Annotated in this window: 10 protein-coding genes; 2 read left to right on the forward strand and 8 right to left on the reverse strand. The window is 70.8% G+C overall.

Translation table 11 applies throughout. The annotated features are described in order from the left end of the window. Window positions 1-423: 423 nt before the first annotated feature. Window positions 424-1,923, forward strand: a complete 1,500-nt coding sequence (locus tag ABEA87_RS19475) for an aminotransferase class I/II-fold pyridoxal phosphate-dependent enzyme (protein ID WP_345631438.1) — start codon at window positions 424-426, stop codon at window positions 1,921-1,923. A gap of 43 nt (window positions 1,924-1,966) precedes the next feature. On the opposite strand, the gene ABEA87_RS19480 is transcribed toward ABEA87_RS19475, so the two are convergent. From ABEA87_RS19480 to ABEA87_RS19500, 5 genes are all read right to left on the reverse strand, one after another. After that, the gene (locus ABEA87_RS19480; RefSeq protein ID WP_345631440.1) at window positions 1,967-3,505 is read right to left on the reverse strand and encodes a hypothetical protein; all 1,539 of its coding nucleotides are present in this window, start codon (window positions 3,503-3,505) and stop codon (window positions 1,967-1,969) included. Beyond that, window positions 3,502-3,810 carry a hypothetical protein gene (locus ABEA87_RS19485; protein WP_345631442.1) on the reverse strand — a complete coding sequence of 103 codons (309 nt, stop codon included), beginning with the start codon at window positions 3,808-3,810 and terminating at the stop codon, window positions 3,502-3,504. The genes ABEA87_RS19480 and ABEA87_RS19485 overlap by 4 nt, the downstream gene beginning before the upstream one ends. A 4-nt stretch (window positions 3,811-3,814) precedes the next feature. Continuing rightward, window positions 3,815-4,216, reverse strand: a complete 402-nt coding sequence (locus tag ABEA87_RS19490) for a YbaB/EbfC family nucleoid-associated protein (protein ID WP_345631444.1) — start codon at window positions 4,214-4,216, stop codon at window positions 3,815-3,817. 127 nt (window positions 4,217-4,343) lie between these two features. Next, window positions 4,344-5,726 carry an FAD-binding oxidoreductase gene (locus tag ABEA87_RS19495; RefSeq protein ID WP_345631446.1) on the reverse strand — a complete coding sequence of 461 codons (1,383 nt, stop codon included), beginning with the start codon at window positions 5,724-5,726 and terminating at the stop codon, window positions 4,344-4,346. 218 nt (window positions 5,727-5,944) lie between these two features. Continuing rightward, window positions 5,945-7,018 carry a TIGR03118 family protein gene (locus ABEA87_RS19500; RefSeq protein WP_345631447.1) on the reverse strand — a complete coding sequence of 358 codons (1,074 nt, stop codon included), beginning with the start codon at window positions 7,016-7,018 and terminating at the stop codon, window positions 5,945-5,947. A gap of 265 nt (window positions 7,019-7,283) precedes the next feature. Between ABEA87_RS19500 and ABEA87_RS19505 the strand changes: the two genes are divergently transcribed. Beyond that, window positions 7,284-8,870 (forward strand): hypothetical protein, encoded by a 1,587-nt coding sequence (locus ABEA87_RS19505; RefSeq protein WP_345631449.1) that lies wholly within the window; start codon window positions 7,284-7,286, stop codon window positions 8,868-8,870. A gap of 25 nt (window positions 8,871-8,895) precedes the next feature. Here the strand turns inward: ABEA87_RS19505 and nrfD are convergent, their stop codons facing one another. From nrfD to fdh, 3 genes are read right to left on the reverse strand one after another with little or no spacing between them, the layout of a single operon-like run. Further along, entirely contained in the window at window positions 8,896-9,834 is a 939-nt protein-coding gene (gene nrfD, locus ABEA87_RS19510) for an NrfD/PsrC family molybdoenzyme membrane anchor subunit (protein ID WP_345631450.1), read from the reverse strand. Continuing rightward, window positions 9,831-10,814: a 4Fe-4S dicluster domain-containing protein gene (locus ABEA87_RS19515; RefSeq protein WP_345631452.1), complete on the reverse strand. Its 984-nt coding sequence runs from the start codon at window positions 10,812-10,814 to the stop codon at window positions 9,831-9,833. Before ABEA87_RS19515 ends, nrfD begins: the two co-directional genes overlap by 4 nt. A gap of 3 nt (window positions 10,815-10,817) precedes the next feature. After that, window positions 10,818-14,078 (reverse strand): formate dehydrogenase, encoded by a 3,261-nt coding sequence (fdh, locus tag ABEA87_RS19520; RefSeq protein ID WP_345631454.1) that lies wholly within the window; start codon window positions 14,076-14,078, stop codon window positions 10,818-10,820. Window positions 14,079-14,081: the final 3 nt, after the last annotated feature.

Below are 14,081 nucleotides of genomic sequence, written 5' to 3' on the forward strand. Positions count from 1 at the left end.
GCGGATCCAGACGGCGGGGTTGACCGCGGTTGGGTTGTGGCGCATCAGGAACGCGGCCACGATGGTCGCGACGCTGAGGGTGAGGTAGCCGCCGAGGAGCAGTTTGACGGTGTGGAAGCCCTGGAGGTTACGGGCTTGGCGGGTGCTGGCTGCGAGTACTGCCTGGGTGTCGGTCATGCGGACAATCGTCGTCGCGGACCCGGTACCGTCGGCAGTGTGAACGCCCCCCGTTCACCCATGACATTCGTCAGTTCGCATTGAGCGTTCAGGGTGGCTGGGCGCCTCATCGGTCCTCGTGGCACCTTGGCGACCGATGCGGACTATCCGCCGCGGAATCCGTTCCGGTGTGGCGGGGGCCGGGCCGGTGCCGATTCGAGCCGTCCCGGGCCGCGTAAACGCCGGCCGTGCGGAAATCGTCATGAGGTGCGGGTAACTCAGCAACTCGACCAGTCCGCCGCGCCGATCCTGGACGCCCTCGCCGAGCACTGCCGTCGCGACGACGCGTCCTTCGCCCCACCCGGCCACCGGCGGGGCCGGGGTGCCGACGAACGCGTGGTCAAGCTGCTCGGCCGGGACGTGTTCGTGGCCGAGTCGCTGGCCCTCGGCGGGTTGGACGACCGGCCGCCCGGGCAGCACGCCCTCGGACTGGCCGAGCGGCTGATGGCCGAGGCCGTGGGCGCCCGGCACGCGCTGTTCTCGACCTGCGGCAGCTCCCTGTCGGTCAAGAGTGCGATGCTGGCCGTCGCCGGGCCCGGCGACCGGCTGGTGGTCGACCGCAACGCCCACAAGTCGGTGGTGTACGGCATCATCATCGCCGGCATCGAGCCGATCTGGGTCGGGCCGGGCTGGGACGCCGACGCGCAACTGCCCCACCCGCCCGGCCCCGACGCGGTGCGCCGGGCGCTGGACCGCGATCCCGACGCCAAGGGCGTGCTGCTGGTCAGCCCGACCGCGTACGGCACCTGCGCCGACCTCGCCGGCATCGCCGAACTGTGCCACCAGCGGGGCCGGGTGCTGGTGGTGGACGAGGCGTGGGGTGCGCACCTGCCGTTCCACCCGGATCTTCCCCGGTCCGCGATGCATGCCGGCGCCGACCTCGCGGTCACCAGCGCGTACAAGATGGGCGGTGGGTTGGAGCAGGGCTCGGTGTACCAGCTGCGTGGCGACCTGGTCGATCCGGCGGTACTCAAGCTGCGCGCGGATCTGCTGGGTACGGCCAGCCCGTCACCGGCCATCCACGTCGCGATGGACGGCTGGCGGCGGCAGATGGTCGAGCACGGCAAGGAACTGTTGGGACGGGCGCTGCGCCTGTCCCAGCGGGTGCGCGCCGAGCTCACCGAGTTGACCGCTCCGGAGGGTCCGGCGGGCCTGGCCGTGGCCGGCCGCGAGTTGGTCGGGCCGGGCCGGTCGGCGGACTTCGACCCGCTGCAGGTGGTCATCGACGTGTCCGGCCTGGGCGTGGGTGGCACCACGGCGGCGGCCTGGCTGCGCGAGCAGGCCCGGGTGGAGGTGGGCTTGGCCGACCACCGGCGGATCGTCGTGCGGCTGACCCACGCGGACAGCGAGGACACCATCCGGCCGCTGCTGGCCGGGCTGCGCCGGCTGGTCAACGCGCGCACCGCCCTGCCGGCCCAGACGCCGGTGGACCTGCCGGACCCTGCCGACCTGGAGCCCGAGGTGGTGATGCTGCCGAGGGACGCGTTCTTCGGCAACGCCGAAACGGTACCGGTGCGCCGAGCGGCGGGCCGGGTGGCCGCGGAGACCATCACGCCGTACCCGCCGGGCATTCCGGCCGTCGTGCCGGGGGAGCGGATCAGCGAGGCGGTGGTCGACTACCTGCGGGCCGGGGTGGCCACGTCGGCGATGCGGGTACCGGATGCCGCCGACCCCACGATGGAGACGGTGAAGGTGGTCTGCGGTTAGCCTGGACCCGCGTTCGGCGCACCGCACCGAGCGCGCCGCCTGCTTATGATCTGGTCTTGAGTATGACCGTGCAACGGTAATGATCGGCACCGAAGCGCACCGCTTGCGCCTCGACTATCTTGAAGTCTCTCGATGGCACGAGTATGTGGTCCGGGTGCGTGCCCCACGGCACCGTGGCGCGCACTCCCGCCAGGGCGTCCTTGAGTCCAAGCTCTTCAACAAGCTTGGGGAAGGCCTTAGCCACATCGTCCACATTGAAGTCGCCGGCGACGAGGACGCGATCGCCCTGGACTTTTTCCAGAACGAAGTCTTCCAAGACTCTCGCGTACCGAGCACCCTCGCCCTCGAGATAGCCGCCCTTGTACCCGAGGGCGTCCATGGGTGGGAAATGGACGTTCACCGCGGTGTATTCGGTGCCGTTGATAGCGAGCTTGGCGACTTCGAGGTACCGGCCGAGTGGCTCTACCGGCTGCCCGTTGAAGGTCAGCGGGAAGTCGGGATCGGGGTATCGGTATGTCGAGAAGTCTCGCAATTCGACATTCGGACCGACTGCGAGGGTGTTGCCCATCTCGTAGGTCGAATCGAGGAACGACGTACTCGCGGGCGTGTGAGTGACGTTGTCCATGCCGAACTCATCCGCTATCTTACCGGCCAGTGAAACGCCTTCGCGCGAATGATCTTCCTGAAAGAACCAAAGGTCGGCCGGTGTGAAGGCATTCCGGAACATGGAGAGGTCCTCCCTGCCATTATCCATTCTTCTGAGCCCACCCGTATTCAGGCTACCGATCTTGATTTCGACCGGATTCGACCGGGCCAGTCGCTTGGCCTGTTTCGTGAGCTGGCCGAGATTCTCGCCGAGGCGGCCGAGGAGAGGGCGGAGCTGGCGGATGCTGTTCAAGAGCGCCCGGATGAAGCGTTGGATCTTGTTGGCCCACTTGGCGACGAGGCTGGCGACCTGACCGACGACCGCGGGGGTGGCCAGGCCGAAGGTGAACCCCTCTTCGGCGAGCCACTCCGGCAGTCGAGCGGCGAGAGTGGCGACGAACTGGGCGATCAGGTCGCTGACGATGCCGCGAACGAGGGCAACCACCACCCCCGCACCACTCACGGCGGCGGAGATGCCTCCGGTGGCGGTGGCGATGCCGTTGAGGACCGCGGCGTGCTCGGTGACGTGGCCGCGGTAGGCGTCACCGGCGGCGCCCGCCCAGCCGCTGGTGTCGGCGTCGACCGCGTCGCCGAATGCTTGCTGAGCTTGAGCGACACACTCGGAGATGTTGGTCCAGGTTTGGGACTGGGCGGTGACCGCGTCGGGGTTGCCGGCGAGGGCGTCGAGGGCGTCTTGAAGGGGGCGGACATGTTCGAGCAGCCATCCCACGCCCCAGGCGAGCAGCGACCCGAGCGGATCGAACGCCATGGCGAGCGCGTCCAGGGCGCCGCCCGCCACATCCAGGCCGGCATCGACCCAACTGTTCGTTCTGATCGCGTCGACGAGCGTCGCGATGTCGTCGAGCAGTCCGGTACCGGTGTGCCAGGTCGTGGACTCACGCACCGGCGCGACCAGTGGATTGTCCACCGAGGTCATGCCGGCGGGTCTGAGACGACGGCGGCGATCACGGCACCACCTCGTGTGTCGGTGTCGTGGAGAATCGCGGTAGCGGTGCGTAGATTGGCCGCGGTCTCGGCCAACGCGTCGGCTTCCCCATCCAGCGTGTCGAGAGCCGAGGCGAACACCGACTCCAACAACGCTGGTAGGAACCGGCACAGATAGCCGTACGCCTGCGGGTCCATCGCCAGGTCCACGGCGCGGCGGACGGCGGCGACATCCCCCGACAAGCTCTCTACTTTGCCAGTGTGCTGGCTCACCAGGTACTCGTCGAAACGGGTCACCGGCTCACCAGTCATGACGAGCCCCATTCCGTTGGCTGGCGGCCTGAGCGTCCGCCGGCGGAAAGCGAGTCTGGAACGACCCGATCACGGCGCGGCCGGTCTCGGTGTCCTCGCCGACCGTCGCTCGCACTTCGTGTGCCACTCGAACAGACAGATCGGCCTGCGCGGCCCGAACGACCGCCATGATGCGCCGGGCCAACTCCTCACCGCCCGACGCGTCATCCAGCCGCAGATCACGCAACTGACCCGCAGAACCCACTGTGACCTCGATTTTCCCGCCCGACGCCTCAGCGGTACCAGTCAATCCAGCCACTCGGTTCGACAGTTCCACAGCACGCGCCGCCCGCGCGCTCACCCCACCAGCCCACGATTCCAACCAATCCTCAGCCGCCCCGTCGCCGTCCACATGTCCTCCCCAGCCGTGAACACGCTCGAAACGAGTGCATGATACATACACGGTCGGTTACAGTTCATCGGCGGTTCACGAAGTGCTCACCGCGCTCGCCGGATGCGGGCCGCGACCTCACGAATCGCTACGACTGATCGTCGGCCCCGGTGCCGGTGACCGGCAGGGGAGTGGCGGAGAAGACCCCGTCGGGGTCGAAGCGGGACTTGGCGGCGAGCAGCCGCTCGGTGTTGGGTCCGTACGCATGGGCAGCCTGCGCCTGGTCGTCGGGGCCGAGCACGTTGGGGTAGCCGCCCGGCAGCGCCTCGGCCGCCAGGGCGTCGGCGACCGAATCCGCCCACGCCTGGTGTGGCTCGCGGTCGCCGGGCTCCCACGTCGCCAGCATCTCAACCATCAGGTGCTCCTGCCGGAGACCGAACGAGGTGCTCTCGACGGGTACCCGGGCCGCGGCGCCGTGGAAGTGGGAGATGGGCACGCTCGACAGGGGGGTCGTGACGGTGTCGCCCGCCCGGACGAGCGCGGCGATGGCGTCCGGGGTGAGCCGGGCCAGCGATCGGGTCCGGGCGGCATAGTGGTGCCCGGCGACCTCGCCCTGGGCGTCGAAGAAGTGCACCACATCGTGGTACGCGAGGGGGCCGACCTGAGCCCGCGCCGGGGTGCCGAGCGCCTGTAGCCGGTCGAGGTGCGGCTGCCCGGCGTCCAGGTCGCCGGCCCACACCGGCGCGACGAACAGCCCCCGCCTCCCGTCCGGACCGGTGAGGATGGCGCTCTCCACCGTCAGTTCGTCGGGTGCGGCGACGAGGACCTCGCCCAGTTGCCCGAGCACGTCCGCGGCCTGCTCCCACGGGTACGGGATCAGCCCGGCGAGCACCCGGTCGACCGGGTGCAGCCGGACGCGCATCGACGTCACGACGCCGAAGTTGCCGCCACCGCCCCGGATGGCCCAGAAGAGCTCCGGCTCGTGCTCGTCGTCGGCGGTGACCATCCTCCCGTCCGCCAGAACGAGGTCGGCGCCGAGCAAATTGTCGACGGCCAGGCCGAAGCGGCCGCTCAGCGGCCCGTACCCGCCGGCGAGGGTCAGCCCCACCATGCCGACGGTGCCGACCGAGCCGGTGGCCGCGACCAGGCCGTGCGGCGCGGCGGCGGTGAGAACGTCGTTGGCCGTGGCCCCGCCGCCGAGAATGGCGACCCGCGCCCGTGGGTCCACGGCGACCTGCCGCAGGCCGGTCAGGTCGATCACCAGCCCGTCGTGCCGCAGGCACCGTCCGGCCCAGTCGTGGCCGCCCGCCCGGACCGACAGCGGCAGGCCGTGGCGGCCCGCGGCGCACACGGCGGCCCGCACGTCCGCCGCGCTCCGGGCGCGCACGACGAGGGCCGGCCGGCTGGTCACCCCGCCGTTCAGGATCCGCAGACTGTCCTCGTAACCGGGGCCCGACGTCACTACCAGACCCGGATCGATCTCGGCGGCCAGCTCCCGGGCCACCGCCCCGACCAAGGTGTCTTCGTTCATGAGATCCGCACTCCGGTAGACGCGGCCCGGCGGTGAGGGGCACGGGTCGTAGCACGCGGTACTTGGCTGTCCACGCCAACTTTAGCGAGCCGACGCCGGACAGATCCGCGAATTGGGCCACCGGCTCGTGCCCTCCCCCCAGTGCACGAGCCGGTGGCCCTCAGGTGGCGGGGTCCGGCCGCGCCGTGGCATGCACGGCCGGACCCCGCCGTGGGTGTTTAGTTCGCGGTGAGCTTGCCGAACAGCCCGTGCGTCTCGCCGTCCGGACCGGCGGTGAACAGGATCGAGTCGGTCCCACCCACCCGGGTGGTACCCGGCGTGAGCGACCACAGGCCATCGATGGTGATCGGCCGTCCGGAGGCGTCGGTCAGCTGGCCGAGCGAGCGACCCGTCGACGGGGAGAACACGTTGATCCGGCCGTCGCCGAAGTTGCCGACCAGCAGGTCACCACCGAACTTGCCGAACGAGGACGGCGCGATGGCCAGGCCCCAGGGTGAGTTGAGCTGACCATGCGCGGCCACCCGCCGCACGAGCGTGCCGTACGTGGTGAACTCGTCGACGACCCCGTCGCCCTTCTTGTCGACGTTCTTACCGGTCTTCGGGTCGATCTGCGCGTAGGTCACGTAGACGTCGCCGTTGATCTCCTGCACGTTGAACGGCGCGTAGCCCTTCGGCAGGTCGTTGTCCCGGAAGAGCCCATCCACCGACAGGTTGGTGAACGTGGAGTCGAACACGTCGAGCGAGTTGGTCACCGGGTTCGCCGCCAGCAGCAACGGACCGAACGGACTGTGCGACAGCGCGAGACCGGTGTACCCGTGCCCCGTCTCGGTGGCGGCGATGGTCGCGGTGGTGCCGGACGCCCACGCGGTGATGGACCCGCCCACCCCCGCGAAGATGAAGCTTGCCGGCGTCGTGCTGCCCGGAACGTCGAAACCCTTGGTGTCATTGAACACCTGACCGGTCGGCGGACCACCGGGGATGTTGACGACGAGTGAGTTGATGCTCGGCGGGGTGCTGCCCACGCCACCGGCGTAGAGCGTCGAGGTGCTGGTGCCCGCGTTCGAGACCCACAGCGGGCTGGTCGGGCTCGCCGCCACCCCCCACGGGTTGATCAGATTCGGATCCGTCAGTGCGGCCCTGCCGGGCTGGTCAGATACGAAATTCGTCTGTGCGTAGCCGTGTGGCTTCGCCGGTGCGTGCGCGGCCTGAGCGTTCGCGGGAAGCGGGAAGGCCACGGCGGCGGCCGCCGCGGCCAACACGCCGGCCCCGACGACGCCTACTCGTCTAAGCATGAATGAAAACCCCCTGAAATTGGCCCGCCCTCTGTACGAGCGGCATCCCCATGACCCACAAACGGGTGCCGTCGCCGTTCCGGTTCAGGGAAGGTGGCAGCGTGTCCCACGTCACTCGGGGCCGGGTCGTGGTGCCGGCGGGCTCATTCCCAGAGTCCGTTCACTGAGCAGTATCGGTCCGGACATGCGGTGTTAGCCGGTCGCGCGTGCGGCCGTCAAGGCGGTCCGAGTGGAAGACACGCCCCCGAAGCGATGATCGTCCAATGTGGACCGTCGTGGTGTGCCGGGCCGGGGACGGCCGCGCCGGGGCAGCGGCGACCCCGACGGCCGTGACACGATGCGCAACGTGAAGTCGCGGTGGTCGATGCGTCACCCCTATCTCATCCTGAGCGCGTTGATAGTGCTTCTGGCACTGGTCTTCTCCATCCGTGGGCCCTGGTCCGGCGACCTCGGGATGCACGGTGCGACCATCGAGGCGCTGCGGCGCAGCCTCACCCACCCGGGCAACCCCGTGGTCGACGAAGACACCCCCAGCCCCTATTACTCGCCCTATACGGTGCTGCTGGCGGCCGTGGCGCGGCTGTTCGGGTGGTCGGCCCTGACCGTGCTGGACGTGGTCAGCCCGATCAACGTGCTGGTGCTGCTGATCGGGCTGTGGACCTTCGTGCGCACCCTCAGCACCCGCACCTGGGCGCCGGTGCTGGCGATCGTCTTCATTCTGCTGCTGTGGGGCGCCCAGCCGTGGGTGTGGAGCGGGTTCCTGTCGTTCTGGGCCCTGCCGCTCGTGATGGCGTACCCCAGCACGATCGCGCTGGGGCTGACCCTGCTCTGGTGGACGGGGCTGTCCCGCGCCCTGGACGCCGAACCCCGCTGGTACCGCTATCTCGGGCTCGGGCTGCTCGGCGCGGTGATCGCGCTGACCCACCAGTTCACCTTCGTCATCGCCGCGCTCGGCGCCGTGGCGCTGGTCGTCTCGAAGGCCCGCGGGCTGTCCCGGCTCGGCTGGTTGTTCCTGATCCTGGCGGTGATCGAGGTCGCCGGGCTGATCCTGATCTGGCCGTACTACTCGTTCTTCGACCTGATCGGCGTGAGCGACCTGGACGGCGTCCACCGGCGGCTCTACGAGAAGCCGTTCCTGTGGTACGGGTTGTGCGTCGTCGCGTTGCCGGCGCTGTGGCTGCGGGCGCGACGTAACCGGCTCGATCCGCTGGTGCTGTTGTTCGGAATGTCGGCGCTGCTGGTCGCCTTCGGCGGGCTCACCGGGAAGTACGAGTACGGCCGGGTGTGGCCCGGGGTCATGCTCTCCGCCCAACTGGCGATCGCCGTGGAGTTGGCGGGTCCGCTGCCGGCATCCCGACGGGTGCGCCGGGCCTGGATACCGGCGACCGTGCTGGCCTGCGCCGTCGGGCTGGTCACGCAGGCCGGCAAACTGGTCTACCTGGCACCCTCGTCGCTGGCGACCGCCGGGGCGCGCGACGGAGTCAACGCGTACCTGAAGTTCCCGGACTATTCGTGGGCCACGCGGTACGTCCACGCCGGCGACGTGGTGCTGACCGACGACTACTTCGCCCAGCACGTCCTCCCCGGGTACGGCGTGCGCATGGTCCTGTCCGTCATCTGGCCGGACCCGATGCTGCCGGACAGGGATGCGCGCCGGGTGGCCCAGTACGAGATGATGACCGCGAAGGACCCGGCCCGCCGGGCCGCATTGTTCCGCCAGTACCACGTGAGGTGGGTCCTTGAGATGCCCGCGAATTGGCGGATTCCCACCGACCTGGCCCCGGTCGCCAGCGGCCCCAACGGTGAGTGGCTCTATGGGGTGGACGAAAACGGTAACATCGTCGCCGGGTAGCCGCCCCGGCCCGGATACCGATCGGTCAGCGCCGCCTGGCGCGCTGCGGCACCACCGTGTAGCGCGGATCCCTGGCCGAGGCCACCCCGGCCTCGAAGACGCCGAACCGGGTGCACAGCGAGCCGGCCAGCAGGGCCGTGCCGCACAGCGCCGAGGCGATCCGGCTGCGCCGGCCGAACACCAGACCGCCGATCGCCCCGCCCATGGACAGCACCCGCGCCGCCCGCATCAGCCGTCCCGCCCGGCCCCGTTCGTACGCCTCGGTCACCAGCCCGATCCGCTCGTGCATCAGCCGCGTCGCGGCCAGGTCGACGGCCACGCCCAACGCCGCCACGCGCCGGGCCGGGCCGGCCTGGGCGGCGGGCGCCCCGAGCATGCCGAGGCCGCCGGCCGCCGCCGCGGCCGATCCGGCGAAAATGAACGGGATCTCCCGGTGGCCGTCCTGCCAGGCGGGTATGGCGGTGTCGCCGATGAGCACGCCGGTGTACTCGACGACGGCCGGCCCCAGCAGCGCCGCCGTGCCGGTCGCCAGCGCGCCGATCCGGGGCGCCCGGCCGGTCAGCGCGCTGGCCGCGGCCACCCCCGCCATCGGCGTGTACCCGGACAGCAGCCAGGACCCGAGACTCATCGGCGAGGTGGGCTTGAGCACCCGCAGCATGTTCAGGAACCGGCCGGGCCGGCCCAGGTCGTGCACCAGCGCGACCAGCGACCCGCCGATCGCGACCGCGGCGCCGAGCTTGGCGGTGCGCGCCAGCGCGGGCAGCCCGGCGACCTGCGCACCGGCGCCCAGCAGCGAGGACACCCCGGCGAGGCCACCGAGGAAGAAGTACCCGGCGATGTCGACGGCCGCCCAGTTCGGCGGGTGCAGGACCGGCTGGCCGTAGTAGGAGGAGGAGGCGGATTCGGGCGGCTGCCGGGGCGTGAGCCCGGTGCCGGGCCGCCCGTTTCCGGGACGCCGGGTCATCGGCGCCCGCCGGGGCCGAGCCAGCTCGGCCCGGCTCGGTTGGGCCCGGATCGGCTGGGCCCGGCTCGGTTGGGCCCGGCTCGGTTCGGCCCGGATCGGCTGGGCCCGGCTCGGTTCGGCCGGGACCGGCCCCGCCCGCCGAGGAACGCCGCGGCCACCCCGGCGAGCAGGCTCAGGCCCGCCACCGCCGCGTGCCGCCAGATCGAGGGCAGTCGGCTGGTGCCCACCACCGGATCGGGCGGCAGCCCGTACACCTCCGGCTCGTCGAGCAGCAGGAAGAAGGCGCCGTCGCCACCCACCCCGTCGGCCGGGTCGTGGCCGTACAGCCGGGCGTCGCTCACCCCGGCGGCGTGCAGCGCGTCGAGCCGCCCGGCGGCCCGGGTGCGCAGCTCGTCCAGGTCGCCGAACTGGATGGAGTCGGTCGGGCAGGCCTTGGCGCAGGCCGGTTCCAGGCCGGTGGTGAGCCGGTCGTAGCACATCGTGCACTTCCAGGCCCGACCGTCGCCGGGCCGCTGGTCGATGACCCCGTACGGGCAGGCCGGCACGCAGTACCCGCACCCGTTGCACACGTCCTCCTGCACCACGACGGTGCCGAACTCGGTACGCAGCAACGAACCCGTCGGGCACACGTCCAGGCACGCGGCGTGCGTGCAGTGCTTGCACACGTCCGAGGACATCAACCAGCGCAGATCCTCGCCGGCCGGCGCGTCCGGCCGGTGCTGCTCGATGAACGCCACGTGCCGCCAACTGTTGGCGTCCAGCCTGCCGGTGTTGTCGAACGACATGCCGGTCAGCCGCAGCCCGTCCTCGGGGATGGCGTTCCACTCCTTGCAGGCCACCTCGCACGCCTTGCAGCCGATGCAGACCGAGGTGTCGGTGAAGAAACCCTTGCGCCGCGGGTGCCGGTGGTAGCCGGCCTCACTGGCCGGGTCCCCGTCCCGCACCGGCAGCCGCAGCCCGGCGATCAGCTGCGCGGTCATGTCTCAGACCCCCGTCCCGGTGTCCTCGGTGATCCCGGCCCGGCGCCGGTACTCCGCCACCAGTTGGGGCCGCTGCGGTCCACGCGGCCGGCGGCCGGGCCGGATGTCCGCGGTCCACGCCTTGACCTCCTGGATGTGCACGTTGGGATCCAGCGCCACCGGGGCCAACTCGTTGGCCGCGTCGCCGGTGCTGTACCCGTTGGGTCCCCAGTGGAACGGCAGGCCGATCTGATGCACGGTGCGGCCCTGCACCGACAGCGGCCGCATCCGGTCGGTGACGACCACCCGCGCCTCGATGGCGTTGCGCGCCGTGATGATCGTGGCCCAGCCGAGGTGGGTCAGGCCCCGCTCGGCGGCCAGCGCGGGGGAGACCTCGCAGAAGAACTCCGGCTGCAGCTCGCACAGGTACGGCATCCAGCGGCTCATCCCGCCGGCGGTGAAGTGTTCGGTCAGCCGGTAGGTGGTGACGACGTACGGGAACACCGAGGCGCCGGGCTCGTCGCCGCTCGGGTGGTACAGGTTGTCGGGGTCGCGGGCCAGCGTCCGGCGGACCGGGTTGCGCGGATGGTCCGGGTACAACTCGTTCGGGAACGGGGACTCCTCCGGCTCGTAGTGCGTGGGCAGCGGTCCGTCGACCAGCCCCGCGGGCGTGTAGAGCCAGCCCTTTCCGTCGGACTGCATGATGAACGGGTCCACACCGGACAGTGCGGCAACCCCCGTCGCACCCGGGGCCGGTCGGTAGTCCGGGGGCCGGGTGGCCGGAAAGTCAGGCACGTCGTGGCCGCGCCACCGGACGGTGTCCGGGTCCCACCAGACCAGTGCCTTGCGCTGGCTCCACGGCCGGCCGTCCGGGTCGGCGGAGGCGCGGTTGTACAGGGTGCGCCGGTTGGCCGGCCACGCCCAGCCCCACTCGGCTCCCACCCAGCTCTGCTCGCGCCACGGCTTGCGGCGGGCGGCCTGGTTCACGCCGTCGGCGTACACCCCGCAGTAGATCCAGCAGCCGCAGGTGGTCGAGCCGTCGTCCTTGAGCGCGTCGTAGCCGGCCAGTGGCCGGCCCTGGGCGTCCTGACCGTTGATCTCGGCCAGCACCGCCTCGGCGTCGGGTTCGTCGTGCCGGCCGTGTGTCGGATAGTCCCAGGACAGGTCGAGCGCGGGACGGTCCATCGGATCGGTGGAGCCGGCGAGCCGCTCGCGGACGAGCCGGCCCAGGTGGTAGGTGAACCACAGGTCGCTGCGCGCGTCGCCGGCCGGCTCGACCGCCTCCGCGTGCCACTGCAGCAGCCGGTTGGCGTTGGTGAAGCTGCCCGCCTTCTCGGTGTGCGCGGCGGCCGGGAAGAAGAAGACCTCGGTCCGGATGTCCTCGGTGGACGTTTCGCCGGATTCGATCTCCGGGCCGTCCTTCCACCAGGTGGCGCTCTCGATGAGCCTGAAGTCGCGGACCACCAACCAGTCCAGGTTGGCCATGCCCTGCCGCTGCAGCCTCGAGTTGGCCGAGCCGACCGCCGGGTTCTCGCCGTAGAGGAAGTATCCCTTGCAGATCCCGTCGCGCTGCGCCAGCACGGTGTCGTAGGTGCTGTGGCTGCCGGTGATCCGGGGTAGGTGGTCGAAGCACCAGTCGTTGTCGACCGTGGCCGCGTCGCCGAAGTACGCCCGGAGCAGGCTCACCAGGTACGCCTTCATCCGCGACCAGTACCCCTTCTCGGAGAGGTTGCGGGCCACGTAGCGCTCCAGGCACTCGTGCAGGTGCGCGTGCGGCATCGGCAGGTACCCGGGCAGCAGGTCGAACAGCGTCGGGATGTCGCTGGAGCCCTGGATGCTGGCGTGCCCGCGCAGCGCCATGATGCCGCCGCCCGGCCGGCCGATGTTGCCCAGCAACAGCTGCAGCACCGCGGCGGCCCGGATGTACTGGACGCCCACGGTGTGTTGGGTCCAGCCCACCGCGTAGGCGAACGCGCTGGTGCGCTCCGGCCCCGAATTGGCCGTCAGTGCCGCGCACACCCGGTCGAACAGTTCGCGCGGGATGCCGCAGGTGCGTTCGACCAGTTCCGGGGTGTACCTGGCGTAGTGCCGGCGCAGGATCTGGAACACGCAGCGGGGATCGGCCAGGGTGGCGTCCGTCTCCGGCTGGCCGAGCAGCGGCGGCCCGTTGTTGCCGTGCTTCTCCGGATGCCCGGACTCGGCGATGGTCAGCCCGTCGTGGGTCAGGTCGTTGAACCCGTGCTCCCGCTGGCCGACCGCGGCCGCCGTGATGACCCCGCGATAGCCCCACCGGTCGGCCCGGTAGTGCCGGTTGCCCGGCGTCAGACCGGAGAACACCCCGCCGATTTCCTCGGTGTCCTGGAAGGCATCGTCCACTATGGACGCGGCGTTGGTGTAGTTGACCACGTACTCGCGGAAATAGCTCTCGGTCTCCAGCACGTGGTGGATGAGCCCACCCAGAAACGCGATGTCGGTGCCGGCCCGGATCGGTACGAACAGGTCCGCCAGCGCGCTGGTCCGGCTGAACCGGGGGTCGACGTGGATGACGGTGGCCCCGCGCGCCTTGGCCTCCATCACCCACTGGAAGCCGACCGGGTGCGCCTCGGCGAAGTTGGAGCCCTCGATGACGATGCAGTCGGAGTTCTGCAGGTCCTGCATGTAGGTGGTGGAGCCGCCCCGGCCGAACGAGGTGCCCAGGGCGGCGACCGTCGAGCTGTGGCACACCCGCGCCTGGTTCTCCACCTGCACCACGCCCAGGCCGGTGAACAGCTTCTTGATGAGGTAGTTCTCCTCGTTGTCCAGGGTCGCGCCGCCCAGGCTCGCGATGCCCAGCGTGCGCCGGGTAGGCACGCCGTCCTGCTTCCACTCCCAGGTGTCCCGGCGGGTGGCGACCACCCGGTCGGCCACCAGGTTCATCGCCGTGTCCAGGTCCAGCCGCTCCCAGTCGGTGCCGTACGGCCGGCGGTAGAGCACCTGGTACTGGCGACCCGGCCCGGTGGTCAGCTGCAGGCTGGCCGAACCCTTGGGGCACAGCCGGCCCCGGCTGACCGCCGAGTCGGCATCCCCCTCGATCTGCACCACCCGGCCGTCCCGGACGTACACGCTCTGCGCGCAGCCCACCCCGCAGTACGGGCAGATCGACGGCACCACCGTGTCGGCGGTCTCGGTGCGCGGGGTCAGCAGGTCGGTGCGCGTGGACCGGGTGGCGGAGCCGCGGCCGAACGGGTCCGCGCCGGTCAGTTGCCGGTACACCGGCCACCCGCGCAGCCACGCGCCGACGCCCACTGC

Source organism: Rugosimonospora acidiphila, assembly GCF_039543385.1.
Taxonomy (GTDB): Bacteria; Actinomycetota; Actinomycetes; order Mycobacteriales; family Micromonosporaceae; genus Rugosimonospora; species Rugosimonospora acidiphila.